Origin of the sequence: Streptomyces sp. NPDC056580 (assembly GCF_042793175.1) — a bacterium.
In the GTDB taxonomy this organism is placed as follows: domain Bacteria; phylum Actinomycetota; class Actinomycetes; order Streptomycetales; family Streptomycetaceae; genus Streptomyces.
In genome coordinates this window covers 259,737-279,043 of sequence record NZ_JBHTVE010000002.1, presented here as the reverse complement: position 1 = coordinate 279,043, position 19,307 = coordinate 259,737, and the positions used below count along the sequence as shown (strand labels likewise).

At 71.8% G+C, this 19,307-nt stretch carries 12 protein-coding genes; 6 read left to right on the top strand and 6 right to left on the bottom strand.

From position 1 onward, the window contains the following. Positions 1-98: 98 nt before the first annotated feature. Positions 99-707 (bottom strand): CAP domain-containing protein, encoded by a 609-nt coding sequence (locus ACFQ9Z_RS04955; protein WP_383010769.1) that lies wholly within the window; start codon positions 705-707, stop codon positions 99-101. Positions 708-1,016: 309 nt separating this feature from the next. After that, positions 1,017-1,286, bottom strand: coding sequence for a hypothetical protein (locus ACFQ9Z_RS04950; RefSeq protein ID WP_383010767.1), 270 nt, complete (start codon positions 1,284-1,286; stop codon positions 1,017-1,019). Between the two features lie 1,160 nt (positions 1,287-2,446). Here ACFQ9Z_RS04950 and ACFQ9Z_RS04945 point away from each other — a divergent pair. After that, entirely contained in the window at positions 2,447-3,646 is a 1,200-nt protein-coding gene (locus ACFQ9Z_RS04945) for an L-dopachrome tautomerase-related protein (RefSeq protein ID WP_383010765.1), read from the top strand. A 302-nt stretch (positions 3,647-3,948) separates the two neighbouring features. Here the strand turns inward: ACFQ9Z_RS04945 and ppdK are convergent, their stop codons facing one another. Together ppdK and ACFQ9Z_RS04935 are read right to left on the bottom strand one after the other, a co-directional pair. Further along, on the bottom strand, positions 3,949-6,669 hold the full coding sequence (gene ppdK, locus ACFQ9Z_RS04940; RefSeq protein ID WP_383010763.1) for a pyruvate, phosphate dikinase: 2,721 nt from the start codon (positions 6,667-6,669) through the stop codon (positions 3,949-3,951). Between the two features lie 395 nt (positions 6,670-7,064). Next, entirely contained in the window at positions 7,065-8,285 is a 1,221-nt protein-coding gene (locus tag ACFQ9Z_RS04935) for an ROK family protein (protein WP_383010761.1), read from the bottom strand. A gap of 120 nt (positions 8,286-8,405) precedes the next feature. On the opposite strand from ACFQ9Z_RS04935, the gene ACFQ9Z_RS04930 reads away from it, so the two are divergent. The 3 genes from ACFQ9Z_RS04930 to ACFQ9Z_RS04920 all read left to right on the top strand — a co-directional run bounded on the left by ACFQ9Z_RS04930 (position 8,406) and on the right by ACFQ9Z_RS04920 (position 13,959). Continuing rightward, positions 8,406-9,836: a hypothetical protein gene (locus ACFQ9Z_RS04930; RefSeq protein WP_383010759.1), complete on the top strand. Its 1,431-nt coding sequence runs from the start codon at positions 8,406-8,408 to the stop codon at positions 9,834-9,836. Further along, on the top strand, positions 9,833-11,770 hold the full coding sequence (locus ACFQ9Z_RS04925; RefSeq protein WP_383010757.1) for a glycogen debranching N-terminal domain-containing protein: 1,938 nt from the start codon (positions 9,833-9,835) through the stop codon (positions 11,768-11,770). Before ACFQ9Z_RS04930 ends, ACFQ9Z_RS04925 begins: the two co-directional genes overlap by 4 nt. 572 nt (positions 11,771-12,342) lie before the next feature. After that, the gene (locus tag ACFQ9Z_RS04920; protein ID WP_383011818.1) at positions 12,343-13,959 is read left to right on the top strand and encodes a CDP-alcohol phosphatidyltransferase; all 1,617 of its coding nucleotides are present in this window, start codon (positions 12,343-12,345) and stop codon (positions 13,957-13,959) included. On the opposite strand, the gene dusB is transcribed toward ACFQ9Z_RS04920, so the two are convergent. Then, positions 13,960-15,102 (bottom strand): tRNA dihydrouridine synthase DusB, encoded by a 1,143-nt coding sequence (dusB, locus tag ACFQ9Z_RS04915; RefSeq protein ID WP_383010755.1) that lies wholly within the window; start codon positions 15,100-15,102, stop codon positions 13,960-13,962. An 81-nt stretch (positions 15,103-15,183) separates the two neighbouring features. Here dusB and ACFQ9Z_RS04910 point away from each other — a divergent pair, with 81 nt between their 5' ends. Beyond that, positions 15,184-16,635, top strand: coding sequence for an MFS transporter (locus ACFQ9Z_RS04910; protein ID WP_383010753.1), 1,452 nt, complete (start codon positions 15,184-15,186; stop codon positions 16,633-16,635). A 224-nt stretch (positions 16,636-16,859) separates the two neighbouring features. Here ACFQ9Z_RS04910 and ACFQ9Z_RS04905 read toward each other — a convergent pair whose 3' ends face one another. Next, positions 16,860-17,765, bottom strand: a complete 906-nt coding sequence (locus ACFQ9Z_RS04905; protein ID WP_383010751.1) for a helix-turn-helix transcriptional regulator — start codon at positions 17,763-17,765, stop codon at positions 16,860-16,862. Between the two features lie 101 nt (positions 17,766-17,866). Between ACFQ9Z_RS04905 and ACFQ9Z_RS04900 the strand changes: the two genes are divergently transcribed. Next, positions 17,867-19,297, top strand: coding sequence for an MFS transporter (locus ACFQ9Z_RS04900; RefSeq protein ID WP_383010749.1), 1,431 nt, complete (start codon positions 17,867-17,869; stop codon positions 19,295-19,297). Positions 19,298-19,307: the final 10 nt, after the last annotated feature.

Genomic DNA, 19,307 nt, shown 5'->3' with positions numbered 1-19,307 from the left:
TCACGCTCGATGGGCGACGGGGCGGCGCCCCGGTGGCGGCGGACGCCGCCCCGGTTGCCGGCGAGCACCTCGTCAACGCCTCCAGCAAGAAGGGGGATTCACTGCTGGCAGCGTCCGAACGTCACGACGTAGGTGCCGGCGCTGGACGACGAGGCCCCGGCCCGGTCCGCCGAGCCGGGCTGGGCCCACGGGCCCATCTCGCGCAGCGACGGCTTGAGGATGAGGTCGCGGTGACCGGGGCTGTTCATCCACCAGTTGACGGCGGCCTGCGGAGTTCCCGATCCGCCCCACCCGGTGTACGTGATCTCGCCGAACTCCCACGAGCGGGGGTTGGGACAGTATCCGGCCGCCTGGATGCGGCTCTGCGGTGTCGAGCCGGTCTGGGGGTTGCGGTGCGGGTCCTTACCCGGTCCCCACCACTTGAGCTGGACTGCCGCGACGGCGTGCTGCTGGGCGGCGTTCGTCAGGGCCTGGTTGACGGTGAGGGAAGGCAGCCCGCGCTGTGTGCGCTGCGCGTTGATCAGGCAGATCACGGCATCCCTCGCCTGGGCGGCCGTACCGGCGGTCGGGGCCCGGTTGGCGGCGGCCTGGTCGCAGGTCGCGGCCGCCGCGGGCGAGGCCGTGACGACAGGGAAGAGCGTGGCCGACAGGGCGGCGACCGCGACGGTGCTCAGCAGTCTTCCGGTGCGCGATATGTGGATTCGCACGGACACTCCACCTCCTGTGAAAACGAAAGGTGTTGTAATCCAGGCTGCCACCGGCCCTGACCCGTCGCCATCCGGGGCCGGAGGGCACACCGAGGGCACAACGGCTTCGGGCCGGTTCGACGGCAGTCGGCGCCGGCACCCAGCATGTTTCGCGGTCAGCGACGTGACTTGGCAGCCTCGCAGGCGACGCACGATGGGGCGGCACCCCGCGCAGGGTGCAAGACCACCCTCACCTGCCTGCGTACACCCCGACAAGCCGAAACGGCCCGGCGGCCCCGAACCGCCGGGCCGCCGGACCGCCATGAGGGATCAAGATTTGAAGGTGACGATGTACACGGGGCTGTTGGAGCTGCCCTCGTTGTGCACTACCGGACAGGACGTCTCCTGCTCGGTGTCGTTGGTCTTGACCTGAACCCCGCAGAAGGGGGAATCGTCCCAGTTCAGCGTGTTGATGTTGCTGAGTACGGGGATGTTGTCCCCGCCGTTGTCCTGGGGGTCAGCGCTGGCCACCCCGACCCCGGCGAAGAGAATTCCGCAGGTGGCCGCGGCCACCGCTGCAATCTTCTGGACGGTCCTCATGTGTTCTCCTCCGCTGCTGTGCCCCGGATCGGGCATATACCTGGAGAACGATGCGCAAAAAGGATCAGAGCGTAACGTCGTTCACCTTCCGATCACTCCTACGGCCGTACAAATCACAAAAGATGCTGGACGAAGCGAGCGGGCAAAAGGCCTCGTTGCCCGTCGCGCCTAGCGTGACGCTGCTGAAGCCCGGGGTTATCCCTGGGGCCTTCTGTGGGCCGTCGGAGGGCGCTCAACGACGACCAACGCTGACAACCGTCAGCGCGTCTTTGTGGCGATCACCTGTACAGATCGCCGTCAACACCGCCGGGTCCGACTGACAACCGCTCGGCTTCACGGCAGTGACCGGGGTATGAGCTTCGCACTTCAGCACTTCGCGCCTCCAATGCGAGATGCCGAACCTAGGTCCATGGTGAGCCGAGAGTCGTACACGTTCCTATGCCAGAAGTGTGGACGCAGCCCACAGGTCAAGGCTGACAAGTGTTGGTCAGTGCTCGAAGTGGTAGCCGAGGCAGGGCAGGACGAGCTTGACATCTCCCTGCTGCCATGAACACGCCGTGACGTGTTGCGGCGCCTGTGCGTGGACGGGGTTACTTTCCAGCCGATCAATGATCGGCCAACGTCGCCTAAGCCCGCTCATCCGGTGGGTAGCTTCGAACTGCCAATGGAGAGTTATGCAGGGCTTCTTCTTCGATCTGATCACCAATGCGACGAGTTCGCTTCTGATCGTGTCGATCAACTACGCGGCGCGTCGAGCTGCGACGTGGGCCGCTGCCCGACGCTGGCTACCTCCTGAGCTGGGAAGTCAGCCATTCCCTCAGGCCTGAGGGGCACTCTCAGGGCACTTGAGACGTCCGCCGCGGGCCCGGGCGCTCCGATGACCGTGAACCATCACCACGTTGAAATCGAGACCAACTCGATGCCCGACCCCTTGGACAGGCTGATGCACAAGCCCACTCCGATTCCACAAGTTCCAGAGGGTGCCGGAACTTGTGGAAAGCGTGTTTGCATGCATGTCTCCGCCGGCCGGCGGAGACATGTTCCTGGTTGCGATCCCCGTTCATCGGTCATAGGTTTGTATGGGCTCTCATGACCGCAAAAGAACAGACGGATCAATTGCCCCGAAATTCTCGTTCCTAATTTCGGAACAGGAGCAGGACGTGACTGGGAGAAAGATACCGAGCCGCGGCGTCGTCGCACTGCTGGCGACCCTCTGTATCGGGGGCAGCGCTACCCAGACATCCCTGGTGAGCTCGCAGGTCGATTCGAGGGAACCTCCCGGCGCACCCGCGCAGAACAAGCAACGCCTGCAGCCTGTCGCGGAATTCAACGGGGCTATGCCCACAGGAGTGAGCGTCTCACGCACCGGCCGGGTGTTCGTGAACTTCCCCCACTGGGGCGACAAGGTGCAGTACTCGGTCGCCGAAGTGCGCAATGGGAAAACCGTCCCCTACCCGAACCGCGAGATCAACACCGCCGACACACGCGACCCCGCGCATCACTTCCTGGGGGTGCAGAGCGTCGTCGTCGACGCCGCCGACCGGCTGTGGGTCGTGGACACCGGGCGCATCCAGTTCGGCAACGCACCAGTGGGCGGGCCCAAACTCGTCGCCATAGACCTGCGCACCAACAAGGTCATCCGGACCATCCTGCTGCCCCGTCAGGTCGCCGGCCCCCGTAGTTTCGTGAATGATGTGCGACTCGACCTCACCCGAGGCAAGGCGGGCACCGCCTACCTCACGGACGCCTCCTCGGACGGCCCCAACGGGCTGATCGTCGTGGACCTGGCGTCCGGGACATCCTGGCGCCGACTGAACAACGTGCCCTCGGTACGCCCGGTGCCCGACTTCGTTCCCGTCATCGACGGGAAGCGAATGCTCAACCGGCCGGCACACGGTCCCACCAGCCCCATCAACATCGGGTCGGACGGCATCGCCCTGAGCCCGGATGGCAAGACCCTCTACTACTGCCCCCTGTCCAGCCGCACCTTGTACTCCGTGCCGACGAGCGGTCTGACCGACCGCCGGGTAGCGGATTCCAAGATCGCGAAGACCGTTCGCAATCTCGGCACGAAAGGGATGTCCGACGGGCTGGAGACGGACAACGCGGGCCGCGTGTACGGAGGCGACATCGAGCACAACGCGCTCGTCTTCCGCGACACCGACGGGCGATTCCGCACCCTGGTCCACGACAACCGGCTGATCTGGCCGGACACCTTGTCGATCGGCTACGACCGGAACCTGTACGTGATGGCCAATCAGCTGAACCGGCAGGCCGCATACAACGCCGGCGTCGATCTTCGGCGCAAGCCCTACGTGCTCTACCGGATCCCGGTCGACGGCGGCCCCGCCCGTCGGTAGACCTCGGGGCGGCCCTTCCTCCGGCTTCCGCGAGCGCGCCGAGTCCGTGATCAACGACGAACCGGCCGTCGCAGGCGCCTGAGCACACGCCTTCCTGGCGCGAACCCCGCTGCCGCCCCCCGCGTCACGGTGCCGACTAACACCATTTGCCCTGGTCAGCGGCGTAGCTTGACAGTCTCCGCAAATGACGTATGGAAGGGGCGGCACCCCCGCACAGGGTGCCGCCCCTTCCGGGTGCGCCGGAGCCGCCGTCGATCGGTCTTGAGGGTCGGGGACCGACGACGGCTCCGGGGCCGGTGCGGTCAGCGGTGGTCGCTGCCCGCCGACTGGGTGGCCGCCCGGCCCGCCTCGAGGCGGGCGACCGGGATGCGGAACGGGGAGCAGGAGACGTAGTCCAGGCCGGCCTCGTGGAAGAAGTGGACCGACTCGGGGTCGCCGCCGTGCTCGCCGCAGACGCCGAGCTTGAGGTCGGGGCGGGTGGCGCGGCCGGCCTGGGCGGCCGCCTTCACCAGGGAGCCGACGCCGTCCTTGTCGATCGTCTCGAACGGGCTGACGCCGAAGATGCCCTTCTCCAGGTAGGCCGTGAAGAAGCTCGCCTCCACGTCGTCGCGGGAGAAGCCCCAGACCGTCTGGGTCAGGTCGTTGGTGCCGAAGGAGAAGAACTCCGCGGCCTCGGCGATCTGACCCGCCGTCAGCGCGGCGCGCGGCAGCTCGATCATGGTGCCGATGGCCAGCTTGAGCTTCGTGCCGGTCGCCGCTTCCACGTCCGAGATGACCTGGTCGGCCTCCTCGCGGACGATCTCCAGCTCCTGCACCGTGCCGACCAGGGGGATCATGATCTCGGCGCGCGGGTCGCCCTTGGCCGCCTTGCGCTCCGCGGCGGCCTCGGCGATCGCCCGGACCTGCATGGTGAACAGGCCGGGGATGACGAGGCCGAGGCGCACGCCGCGCAGACCCAGCATCGGGTTCTGCTCGTGCAGCCGGTGCACCGCCTGCAGCAGGCGCAGCTCGTTCTCGTGCGGCTCCTGGCGGGACTCGGCGAGGGCCACGCGCACGGAGAGTTCCGTGATGTCGGGCAGGAACTCGTGCAGCGGCGGGTCGAGCAGGCGGACGGTGACCGGGAGACCGTCCATCGCCTCGAACAGCTCGACGAAGTCCTTCTTCTGCAGCGGCAGCAGCTCCCGCAGGGCCGCCTCGCGCTCCTCCCCGGTGTCGGCGAGGATCAGCTTCTCGACCATCTCGCGGCGCTCGCCGAGGAACATGTGCTCGGTGCGGCACAGGCCGATGCCCTGGGCGCCGAAGCGGCGGGCGCGCAGCGCGTCCTCGGCGTTGTCGGCGTTGGCGCGCACCCGCAGCCGGCGCTTGCGGTCGGCGAAGGCCATCATCCGGTGCACGGCCTCGACCAGTTCGTCGGCGTCGTCGGCGCCCGGGTGCATCCGGCCCTCGAAGTACTCCACGACCGGGGACGGGACCACCGGGACCTCGCCCAGGTAGACCTTGCCGGAGGAGCCGTCGATGGAGATGACGTCGCCCTCCTCGACGATGTGGCCGCCCGGCACCGTCATCCGGCGGCGCTTGGTGTCGACCTCCAGCTCCTCGGCGCCGCAGACACAGGTCTTGCCCATGCCGCGGGCGACCACGGCCGCGTGGGAGGTCTTGCCGCCGCGCGAGGTGAGGATGCCCTCGGCGGCGATCATGCCGTCCAGGTCGTCGGGGTTGGTCTCCCGGCGGACCAGGATGACCTTCTCGCCCGAGCGGGACCACTTGACGGCGGTGTAGGAGTCGAAGACCGCCTTGCCGACGGCGGCGCCCGGCGAGGCGGCGATGCCCCGGCCGACCTTCTCGACCTTGGCGGACTCGTCGAAGCGCGGGAACATCAGCTGGGCGAGCTGGGCGCCGCTGACCCGCTGGAGCGCCTCGGTCTCGTCGATCAGGCCCTGGTCCACGAGCTGGGTCGCGATCCGGAAGGCGGCGCCGGCGGTGCGCTTGCCGACGCGGGTCTGCAGCATCCAGAGCTGGCCGCGCTCGATGGTGAACTCGATGTCGCAGAGATCCTTGTAGTGGTTCTCCAGGGTCTCCATGATCTGCATGAGCTGGTCGTACGACTTCTTGTCGATGTTCTCCAGCTCGGCGAGCGCGACCGTGTTGCGGATGCCCGCCACGACGTCCTCGCCCTGTGCGTTCTGCAGGTAGTCGCCGTAGACGCCCTGGTGGCCGGAGGCGGGGTCGCGGGTGAAGGCGACGCCGGTGCCGGAGTCGGGGCCGAGGTTGCCGAAGACCATCGAGCAGACGTTGACGGCGGTGCCCAGGTCGTGCGGGATGCGCTCCTGGCGGCGGTAGAGCTTGGCGCGGTCGCCGTTCCAGGAGTCGAAGACCGCCTTGATGGCGAGGTCCATCTGCTCGCGCGGGTCCTGCGGGAAGTCCCGGCCGGCCTCGGCCTTGACGATCTTCTTGAAGCTGGTGACGAGCTTCTTGAGGTCGGCCGCCTCGAGGTCGGTGTCGACGGTGACCTTCTTGGCCGCCTTGGCCGCGTCGAGCGCCTCCTCGAACAGCTCGCCGTCCACGCCGAGGACGGTCTTGCCGAACATCTGGATGAGGCGGCGGTAGGAGTCCCACGCGAAGCGGTCGTCGCCGGCCTGCTTGGCCAGGCCCTGCACCGACTTGTCGGAGAGGCCGATGTTCAGGACGGTGTCCATCATGCCCGGCATGGAGAACTTGGCGCCGGAGCGGACGGAGACCAGCAGCGGGTCGTCGGCCTGGCCGAGCTTCTTGCCCATCTTCTGCTCGAGGGCGTCGAGGTGGGCACTCACCTCGTCACGCAGTGCCACGGGCTCCGAGCCGCTGTCGAGGTAGACCCTGCAGGCCTCGGTGGTGATGGTGAACCCGGGAGGGACCGGCAGACCGAGGTTGGTCATCTCGGCGAGGTTGGCGCCCTTGCCGCCGAGGAGATCCTTGAGGTCCTTGTTGCCCTCGGTGAAGTCGTAAACGAACTTCGCTACGTGGGGTTCTTTGTTTTCCGACACGGGTCTCGACTCCTTGAGGCCGCGGTGGCTGCCCTGACGGCGAGGAACATACCCAGATCGAAGGCCCCTGGGTACGTCCACTTGTGCGTCATGCGCCTGTAACCAGGCGTCCGCCAGTGGATTGAAAGTCAAGGCTTGGCAAGCGGAGTCCGCTCTATGTTTTCACTTCTTGAACACAGCCATGCCCACAGGGGCGGTTACCCGCTCAAGTGAGCGGATCGCGCCACGCCTGATTTCGATCGATGAACGATCAAGCCGTGGCACCCAGTGCCACCCTTTGAGGAAGTGCAGTCGCTCAAGATCCGCTCATCTGAGCGCAGCCCTTATCAGGGGTGGCGAGAATCACGCTGTCACACAGAGCCGGATTTCACCATGCGGACGCCGGAAGGTCCCGTTCACACGCCGAGCGCGGCGAGCCGTTCCTCCACCCGCTGCGGCGCGTACAGGTGCTCGACGACAAGTGCACCCGCTCCGGCCAGCGCGGCCCGCTCGCCCAGCCGGGACGTCACGACCTCCAGGCGGGCGGTGGAGCGGGGCAGCGCCCGCTGGTACAGCAGCTCGCGCACACCGGTGAGGAAGGGGGTTCCGGCCAGATCCCCGGCGATCATCAGCACGCCCGGGTTGAGCAGGGTCACGACCGTCGCCAGCACGTCGCCCACCCGGCGCCCCGCCTCCCGGGCCAGCGCGGCCGCCTCCGGGTGCCCGGCGGCCAGCAGGTCCCGCACGTCCGAGCCGGAGGCAGCCGGCACCCCGGCCTCCGTCAGCCGCCGGGCCACGGCGCCGCCGCTGGCGACGGCGGCGAGGCAGCCGTGCGAACCGCACCGGCACAGCGCCTCGGCGCCCACCCGGATGTGCCCGATGTCGCCCGCGCCGCCGTCCACGCCCCGGTAGATCGAGCCGTCGACCACGACTCCGGCGCCGATGCCGGTGGACACCTTGACCAGCGCGAAGGCCGCGCAGTCCGGATATCCGGCGCGCTGCTCGCCGTACGCCATGAGGTTGGCGTCGTTGTCCACCAGGACCGGGACCGCGGGGGCGCCGGTGTGTTCGGTGAAGGCGCGGGAGAGACGGCCCCTTATGTCGTAGCCGTCCCAGCCGGGCATGATCGGCGGCTGCACCACCCGGCCGCTCTCGCGGTCCACCGGCCCCGGGACCGCGAGAGCGATGCCGCAGACCTCCGCCGCCCGGTGCCCGGCCTCGGCGAGCGCCCCGGCGAACCAGCGGCCGAGTTCGCCGAGCACAGCCTCCGGCCCGTCCTCGATCACCAGGGCGCCGGAACGCTCGGCGAGGATCTCGCCGGTCAGGGTGAGGACCGCGGCCCGGGCGTGCCGGGTGTCCAGGTCGGCGGCGAGGACCACGGCGTGGGAGTCGTCGAACTCCAGGGTGATGGAGGGGCGTCCGCCGAGCGGCGAGCCGACCGGGCCGCCGGCGCCCTCACGCAGCCAGCCGGCCCGGAACAGCCGGTCCAGGCGCTGGCCGACGGTGGCCCGGGACAGTCCGGTGGCCTGCTGGAGCGCGCCGCGCGTCACCGCCCGCCCGCTGCGCACCAGTTCGAGCAGATCGCCGGCGCTCGCCTGACTTCCGCTCTTCCCGGTCCTGCCCGGCCGTCCGGTCATGCGCACCCCCTTGTGTTTCTCAAGCCTGCATTACATATTGGGTTCTGCGTGTTAAATAGACGTAACCCTGCGGTAGCCACAGCCAAACCCGGTCGGCCGGACGTCTTCGGGGAGCCCCGAGTGGATCGCACTGCCCAGCTCACTGCACGTCTCCCGCAGCGGGAGCCCGCATACGATCCGCCGGCGTCGGCGTCGTCCCTGCACGCCGGGGCCGCCCGGGTGCTGGCGGAGAACTGGACGGGCACCTCGACGGTCCCCTCCCGGAGCCTGTACCCGCACCAGTGGTCGTGGGACTCCGCGTTCGTCGCGATCGGACTGCGCCACCTGTCGCCGTTACGGGCCCAGACGGAGCTGGAGACGCTGCTTGCGGCCCAGTGGGGCGACGGACGGGTCCCGCACATCGTCTTCAACCCCTCCGTCCCGCTCGACGCGTACTTCCCGAGCCCCGACTTCTGGCGCTCCTCGGCCGCGGGGCGCGCGGCGGGCGCCCCGCGCACCGTACAGACGTCCGGCGTGGTGCAGCCACCGGTGCACGCGCTGGCGGCCTGGCTGGTGCACCGGGCCGACCCGGGCCTGTCGCGGGCGCGCGGCTTCCTGGCCCGGGTGTACCCCCGGCTGGCCGCCTGGCACCGGTACCTGATGCACCGGCGGGACCTGGGCGGGGGCGGGCTGGTCTGCGTCGTGCACCCCTGGGAACAGGGCATGGACAACAGCCCCTGCTGGGACGCCCCGCTCGCCCGGGTCGCCCCGGCGCCGGCCCGCTCCTTCCGCCGCGCCGACCTCGACCACGGCGCGCCGGAGGACCGGCCGACGGATCTGGACTACGGGCGGTACGTGCGGCTTGCGGCGGACTACCGGGACGGCGGGTACGCCGACGGCGGCGGCGAGTTCGCCGTCGAGGACCCGGCGTTCAACGCGCTGCTGATCGCCTCCGAGCAGGCGCTGGCGCGGATCGCGGGGGAACTGGGGGCGGCCGGCACCGCCCGGTACGCGCGCGCCGAGCGGCTGACGGCGGCCCTGGTGGAGCGGCTGTGGGACCCGGCGAGCGGCCTGTTCCGCTGCCTGGACCTGCGGGGCGGGGGCCTGATCCCCGAGCGGAGCGTCTCCGGACTCGTGCCGCTGCTGCTGCCGGGGCTGCCCCGGGGGATCTCCGGCGCGCTCGTGCGCACGCTGTGCGGACCGCACTTCGGGCTCGGCACGAGCACCGAGCTGGTCCCGAGCTACGACCTGCTCGGCGAGGCCTTCGACCCGCACCGGTACTGGCGCGGCCCGGCGTGGTTCAACACGAGCTGGCTGCTGGAGCGGGGCCTGCGGGCGCACGGCCACCGGGAGCGGGCGGACGCGCTGCGCGCGGCGGTGCTGCGGCTGGCCCGGGCCGGGGACTTCGCCGAGTACGTCGATCCGCGCACCGGCGAGGCGTGCGGCGCGACCGGCTTCTCCTGGACGGCCGCGCTCGCACTGGACCTGCTGCACCGCGGCCCGGCCGGCGACGGTGCGGGCGGCGCCGGGGACACCGCCGGCGGCGGTCACGAGGGAGGGGACCGGGGATGACGGATCGGCGGCATCTGCTCGTGCACGGGGCGACGTTCGCCGCCGTGGGCGACCGGGGGGACATCAGCGGGGTGCGGGGCGGCGGCTCCCCGGACGGATTGTTCGTGCGCGACGCCCGGCACCTGAGCCGGTGGCAGCTCACCGTCGACGGCGCGGTGCCCGAGGTGCTCGCCCCGGTCGCGGACGGCGACACGGCCCGCTGCGTGCTGGTGCCGCGCGGCGGCCGGCAGGAGCCGCCCGCCTGCACCCTGTTCCGTGAACAGGCAGTCGGCGACTCCTCGTTCGTGGAGTCGCTGCGGGTGACCGGCAACCGCCCGGTGCCCACCGTGGTGCGCCTCGCCCTCACCGTCGACGCCGACTTCACCGACCAGTTCGAGCTGCGCTCCGACCACCGCACCTACGTCAAGGCCGGCGCCGTGCGCTCCCGCGAGGTGCTGGACGACGGGGTGGAGTTCACCTACCGGCGGGCCGACTGGCACTCCGTCACGACCATCACGGCCGACCCCGCGCCGGACGCCGTGGAGGAGACCGGCACCGGCGCCCGCCGCCTGGTGTGGACCCTCGGCCTTGAACCCCAGGGCACCGCCGAACTGGTGCTGCGGGTGATGGCCCGCCCGCACGGCGACCGGCGCGCGCTGCGCGTGCCCCGCTCCCCCGCCTCGGTGAACGAGCGGCTCGTGGCGGCGGAGGGCGGGTTCATGGAGGGCGTGGCCTTCCCGACCGGGTGGCCGGAGCTGGCGGCCGCCTGCGCCCGGGGGCTCGCCGACCTTGCCGCGCTGCAGGTCCCGGCGACCGGTCCGGACGGGGAGGAGCTGCGGGTGCCGGCGGCGGGCGCCCCCTGGTTCCTCACCCTGCTCGGCCGGGACGCCCTGCTCACCTCCCTGTTCACGCTGCCGTACCACCCGCGGCCGGCCGCCGCCACGCTGCTCGCGCTGGCCGCGGCCCAGGCGACCGGCGCCGGCGGGTCCCCGCTCGCCCAGCCCGGCAAGATCGTGCACGAGGTGCGGCACGGGGAGCTGGCACACTTCGGGCAGGTGCCGTTCGGCCGGTACTACGGCTCGGTCGACGCCACCCCGCTGTTCCTCGTGCTGCTCGGGGCGTACACCGAGGTGACCGGCGACACGGGCCTGGCCCGGCGCCTGGAGCCGCACGCCCGTGCGGCGACCGGCTGGATGCTGGACCACGGCGGCCTGACCACGCGCGGCTACCTCGTGTACCGCGCGGACGAGGGCGGCCTCGCCAACCAGAACTGGAAGGACTCCCCCGGCGCGATCTGCTGGGCCGACGGCACCCGGCCCACCGGCGCGGTGATGGCTGCGGGCGCCCAGGGCTACGCGTACGACGCGCTGCGCCGCACCGCGTACGTGGCGCGCGCGGTGTGGGGCGACGACACGTACGCCGCCCTGCTGGAGCAGGCGGCGGCCGATCTGCGGGACCGCTTCCAGCGGGACTTCTGGATGCGCGAGCACTCCTTCCCGGCGCTGGCGCTGGACGGGACGGGCCGCCAGGTCGACGCGCTGGCCTCGGACGCCGGGCACCTGCTGTGGTCGGGGCTGCTGGACAAGGAGTACGGGGAGGCCGTCGGCCGGCGGCTGCTGGAGCCGGACTTCTTCTCCGGCTGGGGCGTCCGCACGCTCGCCTCGGGCCAGCCGGCCTACCACCCGCTCTCGTACCACCGCGGCTCGGTCTGGCCGCACGACAACGCCCTGATCACCCTCGGACTGGCCCGCTACGGCCTGCACGACGAGGCGCGCACGGTGGCGCACGCGCTGGTCGAGGCGGCGACGGCCACCGGGCACCGGCTTCCGGAGGTGCTGGCGGGCTACGGCCGCGACACCCATCCCGAGCCGGTCCCCTACCCCCACGCCTGCGTCCGCGAATCCCGCTCGGCGGCGGCCCCGCTCGCCCTGCTCACGGCGGTCGGCGGGGCCTGAGCCCAAGCGCCTTGACCGGGGGTTTGCCCGGTGTTTGCCCGGCGCCGTGAACAGGGGCGGACGACCGCCCGTACGACATGGGCGGCGGGCCGGGCGGGCCGGGGCCGCTCCGGCCCGCCGCCTCCTCCCGGCTCGGCCCGCCGCCTCCGTCACGGGTCTCGCACGGAAGGACCTCCGGGTTGCCTCAGCACACGAGTACGCGCCAGTCACCGGACACGGCCGGAGGTACCGAGGCCGTCCTCGGCGAACAGGAAGAACGGGAGGCGCCGGAGGGGCGGGCGGAACCGGCGGAGACGGCGCTGTCCGAGCGGGCCGGCGACGACGGGTCGGACACCGGGGACCCGTCCCGCGACGGCGCCGAGGCCGCTGACGACTCCGCCGCCCCCGCCGAGCCCCCCACGCCCCCCACGCCTTCCGCGGCACCCACGGCACCCACGGCACCCACGGCACCCACGGCACCCACGGCACCCACGGCCGGGGACGCGAAACCCGTACGGCGGTTCCGGGCCGCCTGGTCCGCCCGTGCCGGGCGCTGGCGGCGGGCGCATCCGGCGGCGGCTCAGGGGCTGTCCGTGACCGTCACCGTGCTCGCCGCCGCTCTCGTCGTCGCCGCGCTGGTGCTGCCGGACACCGTGGTCGGACTCGGGCCGGCCAAGTTCACCCGCATACCGGCCGAGGCGGTCATCGGGGCCGCCGTGCTGCTCGCCCTGCCGCGCCGGCCGCGGGTGGCGCTGGCCGCGGTGTCCGGCGTCGCGCTGGCCGCCATGACCGTGCTGAACCTGCTCGACATGGGGTTCAACCAGTACCTGGGCCGCCCCTTCAACCCGGTGCTGGACTGGAGCCTGCTCGGGGACGCGCAGTCGTACCTGGAGGACTCGCTCGGCCGCACGGCCACCCTCGCCGCCACCGCGGGCGTGATCGTCCTCGTGCTGCTGCTGGCCGTCCTGCTGGCCCTGGCCACGGTCCGGCTGGGCGAGCTGCTCGCCCGGCACAGCAGGGCCGCGACCCGGGGCACCATGATCGCGGGCGTCGTCTGGATCACCTGCTCCGCCCTGGGCCTGCAGATAGCCGGTGTGCCGGTCGCCTCCGACCGCACCACCACCGCGCTGAGGACCGAGTCCCGCCGGGTCTCGGACACCCTCAGGGACGAAGCGGAGTTCCGGAAGATCGCAGGTCAGGACCGGTTCGGCAACACCCCGGGCAGCCAGCTCGTCCCCGACCTGCGCGGCAAGGACATGGTCTTCACCTTCATCGAGAGCTACGGCCGCAGCGCCATCGAGGACCCGGTCATCGCCCCCGGCGTCGACGCCACCCTGGACGCCCGCACGAAGGCCCTGGCCAAGGCCGGGTTCCACGCCAGGAGCGGCTGGCTGACCTCCGCGACCTACGGCGGCAGCAGCTGGCTCGGCCACTCCACCACCATGTCGGGCCTGTGGATCAGCAACCAGCAGCGCTACCGCACGGTCATGGCCAGCGACCACCTCAGCCTGACCGGGGCCTTCGCGAAGACCGGCGCCTTCGACACGGTCGGCGTCATGCCGGGCGTGCAGAAGGGCTGGCCGGAGCAGAAGTGGTACGGCCTCGACAAGGTCTACAACGCCTTCCAGCTGGGCTACCGGGGACCGAAGTTCAGCTGGTCGACCATGCCCGACCAGTACGCGCTGCAGCAGTACGAGGAGCGGGTGCACAGCAAGCGGCCGGCCGGCGGCAGGTCGCGCATGTCGCTGCTGATCCTGACCTCGAGCCACCAGCCCTGGGCGCCGTTGCCGAAGATGGTCGGCTGGGACGAGCTGGGCGACGGCTCGGTGTTCAAGGACGTCGAGGCCGCGGGCGAGAGGCCGGCCGACGTCATCGCCGACACCACCAGGTCCCGCGCGGCCTACGGCAGGTCGGTCCAGTACTCGGTGACCGCGCTGACCGAGTGGCTGGAGCGCTACGGCACCAAGGACACCGTGCTCGTCTTCCTCGGCGACCACCAGCCGATCGCCCGGGTCAGCGGCAACCACGCCAGCCGGGACGTGCCCGTCTCGATCGTGGCGAAGGACCCGAAGGTGCTGGACCGGATCGCCGACTGGCACTGGACGGACGGCCTGCGCCCCGCCCACGACGCCCCGGTGTGGCGGATGAGCTCCTTCCGGGACCGCTTCCTGACGGCGTACGGCTCGGTCCCGCACCCGAAGACGGGCTGATCAGCCGCCGGAGGTGTCCAGCTCCGCGTCCTCGCCGACGCCCGCGCAGTCGTAGGGGTCCTTCAGCCAGCCGTCCGGCAGCACCACACGGTTGTTGCCGGACGTACGGCCGCGGGGCCCGTCGGCGCCGGCGGGCCAGGGCTGGTCGAGGTCCAGCTCGTCGAGGCCGGCCCGCAGTTCCTCCAGCGAGGAGGTGATCGCCAGCCGCTTGCGCATCTCGGAGCCGACCGCGAAGCCCTTCAGGTACCAGGCGACGTGCTTGCGGAAGTCGACGACGCCCTTGGACTCGTCGCCGATCCACTCGCCGAGCAGGGTGGCGTGCCGGACCATCACGTCGGCGACCTCGCGCAGCGAGGGCCGCGCGATCTCGTCGGGCCGGCCCTCGAAGGCGGCCACCAGGTCGGCGAACAGCCACGGCCGGCCCAGGCAGCCGCGGCCCACGACCACTCCGTCGCAGCCGGTCTCGCGCACCATGCGCAGCGCGTCCCCGGCCGACCAGATGTCGCCGTTGCCGAGCACCGGGATCTCCGGCACGTGCTCCTTCAGCCGGGCGATGGCCTCCCAGTCGGCGGTGCCGCCGTAGTGCTGGGCGGCGGTGCGGCCGTGCAGCGCGATCGCCGTGACGCCCTCCTCGACGGCGATGCGGCCGGCGTCGAGGTAGGTGATGTGGTCGTCGTCGATGCCCTTGCGCATCTTCATCGTGACGGGCAGGTCCCCGGCGCCGGAGACCGCCTCGCGCAGGATGGCCCGCAGCAGGTTGCGCTTGTAGGGCAGCGCCGATCCGCCGCCCTTCCGGGTCACCTTGGGGACCGGGCAGCCGAAGTTCAGGTCGATGTGGTCGGCCAGGTCCTCCTCCGCGATCATGCGGACGGCCTTGCCGACGGTCGCCGGGTCCACCCCGTAGAGCTGGATCGAGCGCGGCTTCTCGGTCGCGTCGAAGTGGATCAGCTGCATGGTCTTCTCGTTGCGCTCGACCAGCGCCCGGGTCGTGATCATCTCGCTCACGAACAGGCCCTTGCCACCGCTGAACTCTCGGCACAGGGTGCGGAAGGGAGCGTTGGTGATACCGGCCATGGGGGCCAGGACGACCGGCGGCCGGACGGTGTGCGGGCCGATCTGGAGGGGGGACTCGGGCGTGGGCATTCCCCCATTGTCACGTATCGGCGGAGATCATGTAACAGTCATTAGTTAACCGCACTATCGAAATCCCGTACCATGAGCCGCATGCCCGAGCTCAGCCACCGCCGACGTCTGCTGGTGCTCGCGATCTGCTGCATGAGTCTGCTGATCGTGAGCCTCGACAACACCGCCCTGAACGTCGCGCTGCCCTCGATGCAGCGCGAGCTGCACGCCACCACCTCCGGCCTGCAGTGGTCGATCGACGCCTACACGCTCGTCCTCGCCTCGCTGCTGATGCTCGCGGGCTCCACGGCCGACCGGATCGGCCGCAAGCGTGTCTTCATGACGGGCCTGGTCCTCTTCTCCATCGGCTCGCTGCTCTGCTCCCTCGCCCCCAACCTGGAACTGCTGGTCGTCTTCCGCATGGTCCAGGCGGTCGGCGGCTCCATGCTCAACCCGGTCGCCATGTCGATCATCACCAACACCTTCACCGACTCCCGCGAGCGGGCCCGCGCGATCGGCGTGTGGGGCGCGGTGGTCGGCATATCCATGGCGGCGGGCCCGCTGGCCGGCGGCCTGCTGGTGGAGTCGGTGGGCTGGCGCTCGATCTTCTGGGTCAACCTCCCGGTCGGCCTCGCGGCCCTGCTGCTCACCCTGCGGTTCGTCCCCGAGTCCCGCGCGCCCCGGGCCCGCCGGCCCGACCCGGTCGGCCAGCTCCTGGTGATCGCGCTGTTCGGCTCGCTGACGTACGCGATCATCGAGGCGCCGGACTCGGGCATCGGCACGGTGGCCCCCTTCGGCGCGGTGGCGCTGGCGGCCCTGCTCGGCCTGCTCGGCTATGAGCCCCGGCGCGAGGAACCCCTCATCGACCTGCGCTTCTTCCGCTCCGCTCCGTTCAGTGGGGCGACCGTGATAGCCATCAGCGCGTTCGCCGCACTGGGTGGCTTCCTGTTCCTGTCGACGCTGTACCTGCAGAACGTGCGCGGTCTCGACGCCCTGCACGCGGGCCTGTGGATGCTGCCGATGGCCGTGCCGACGTTCCTGTGCGCGCCGCTGTCCGGGCGGCTGGTGGGCAGCCGGGGACCGCGGCTGCCGCTGCTGGTGGCGGGCGCCGCCATGACCGTGAGCGGCGTGTTGTTCGCGGCCTTCGAGGCGGAGACGTCGAACACCACCCTGTTCGCCGGGTACGTGCTGTTCGGCATCGGCTTCGGCTTCGTGAACGCGCCGATCACCAACACGGCGGTGTCGGGCATGCCCCGGACCCAGGCCGGGGTCGCCGCCGCCGTCGCCTCCACCAGCAGGCAGCTCGGGCAGACGCTCGGTGTCGCCGTGATCGGCGCGGTGCTCGCGGCCGGGGTGGGCGCCTCGCCGTACCGGGGCGCCTTCGTCACGGCGGCCCGGCCCGGGTGGTGGATCCTCGCCGGGTGCGGTCTGGCCGTGCTGGTCCTCGGCTGGGTCACCAGCGGCCGCTGGGCCCGGCGCACCGCCGAGCGGACCGCGGACGAGCTGGAGTCGGCCGACCTGAAGGACGCCGTGGGGGTCACGGCGGGGTCCTGAGGCGCTCGGGCCCCGCGGGTCGGCTGCGGGACCCTGAAGCCGCCCGAAGGCCCCGCGGCCCGGCTGCGGGGCCTACAAGGCCGCCCGAAGACCCCGCGGCCCGGCTGCGGGGCCTACAAGGCCGTCCGAAGGCCCCGCGCGGGCCGGCTGCGGGGCCCTGAAGCCGCTCGAAGGTCCGCGGCGCGGCTGGGAGGGGAGCCCGGAGCGCCGCTGCTGCCGGGCCCTCAGAGTCCCTGGGGCTGCACGGGCCGCCGCGGCCCGACCGCCAGTTCCAGCAGCTTCTCCAGGCGGTCCCGCGTCTCCTCGTTCTTCGGGGTGTACGTGACCAGCCGGGGCCCCGCCTGCGGGCCCAGCCACAGGTCCGTGTGCTCCAGGGTCAGGTGGCCGACGTAGGGGTTGAGGAACTCCTTGGTCTTGGAGCGGTTGCCCACGACCTCGTAGCGCTCCCAGTTCTCGCGGAACTCCGGGGACTCCCGCTCAAGGCGCTTGAGCAGCGTCTTCCAGGCGGGCTCGCCGAGGTGGCCGGCCATCGAGGCGCGCAGCCTGGCGGCCATCAGGCGCATGGTCTCCTCCAGGTGCACGATCGACGCCCGCCAGTCGCTGTTGGTGTACACGAGGAGCATGCAGTTGCGGTCCTCCGGCGGGACCGCGTCCAGGTCGCCCATGAGGCGGGCGTAGGTGCGGTTGTAGGCGAGGATGTCGTACCGGCTGTTCTGGACGCAGGCCGGGAACGGCTCCAGCGCGCGCAGCGTCTCGCGCAGGGCCGGGGTCACGCTGGGGCAGCTCGCGCCCGGCGCCGGGTCGGTGGCGGCGGCGAGTTTGAAGAGGTGGGCGCGCTCGCTGGCGTCCAGCAGCAGGGTGCGGGCAAGGGCGTCCAGGACCTGCACGGAGACCTGGATGTCCCGGGCCTGTTCGAGCCAGGTGTACCAGGTGACGCCGACCGCGGAGAGCTGGGCGACCTCCTCGCGGCGCAGGCCGGGCGTGCGGCGCCGGGCGCCGCGCGGCAGCCCCACCTGTTCGGGTGCGATCCGCTCGCGCCGGCTGCGCAGGAACGCGGCCAGCTCGTGCCGCCGGATCTCCGCGCCGCGCGGGGGCCGCTCGGCGGTGGTCGGCTGTGCCGTCGTCGTCATGCCTCCAGGGTGCCGCCCGTCGGATCCTGTTGCCAGTTACTTCTTCTACCAGGATCAGGACACTCTGGTACCAGTCTGCGGGTGGGCGCAGGCTCGGTGCCATGACAGAGACCGTCACCACTCCCGCCGTCCGTGTCCGGGCGGCCGCGCCGCCCGCGCTCAGCGGGCCGGGGCTGTTCACCGTTCTGCTGGCGGCGGCGCTGCCGCTGGTCGACTTCTTCATCGTCAACGTCGCGCTGCCGGCCATCGGCGCCGATCTCGCCGCGGGCGAGGCCGTGCTGGAACTGGTCGTGGCCGGGTACGGGGTCGCCTACGCCGTGCTGCTCGTGCTCGGCGGGCGGCTCGGGGACCTGTTCGGGCGGCGGCGGCTGTTCCTCGGCGGCATGGCCGCGTTCGGGCTGACCTCGCTGGCCTGCGGGCTCGCCCCGGGGGCCTGGGGCCTGGTCGCGGCGCGGGTCGCGCAGGGCGCGTCGGCCGCCGCGATGCTGCCGCAGGTGCTCGCCACCATCCAGGCCGCCACCAGCGGCACCCGCCGGGCGAAGGCCATGAGCCTGTACGGCGCCACGGCCGGGCTGTCCATGGTGGCGGGGCAGATCCTGGGCGGCGTGCTGGTCGCGGCCGACATCGCCGGGAGCGGCTGGCGGGCGATCTTCCTCGTCAACGTCCCGGTCGTCCTGCTGGGGCTGGTGCTGGCCGTGCGGCACGTGCCGGAGACCCGTTCGAAGCGCCCGGAGCCCGTCGACGGGCCCGGCACCGTCCTGCTCGCCGTGTCGCTGCTGACGCTGCTCGTCCCGCTCACCGAGGGCCGCGCGGCGGGCTGGCCGCTGTGGACCTGGCTGTCGCTGGCCGCGTTCCCGTTCGCCGCGGCCGCGTTCTACGCCGTGGAGCGGCGGGCGGACCGCCGGGGGCGGACCCCGCTGGTGCCGCCGAGCCTGTTCGCGCTGGCGTCGCTGCGGCGGGGGCTGGTGCTGATGCTGCCGTTCTCGGTCGGCTTCAGCGGGTTCATGTTCGTCATCGCGCTGGCGCTGCAGCGGGGGGCCGGGCTGGGTCCGGTGCCGGCGGGGCTCGCGCTCGCGCCGATGGCCGTGTCCTTCCTGTTCGTCTCGCTGGCCGGCCCGCGTCTGATCGCCCGGTACGGCACCCGGGTGGTCACCGCGGGCTCCGTCCTGCAGGGCGTGGGCGTGCTGCTGATCGTGCTCGCCGTCCGGCGGGACTGGCCGCACCTGGACGTCGGCACGCTGCTGCCGGGCGCGGCCGTCGCCGGCGCCGGGCAGGCGCTGCAGCTGCCCAACCTGCTGCGGATCGTGATGTCCGAGGTGCCGGCGGCCCGGGCCGGAGTGGGCAGCGGTGTGATGGTCACCACCCAGCAGTCGGCGTTCGCGCTCGGCGTGGCCACCCTCGGCACCCTGTTCCTCACCCTGGTCCCGCATCAGGGCATGCGGGACGCGCTGGTCATCACGCTGCTGGTGCAGCTCGCGGGGATCGTCCTGACCGGGCTGCTGAGCCTGCGGCTGCCCCGCCGGGTCGGCTGAGGCCCGGCGG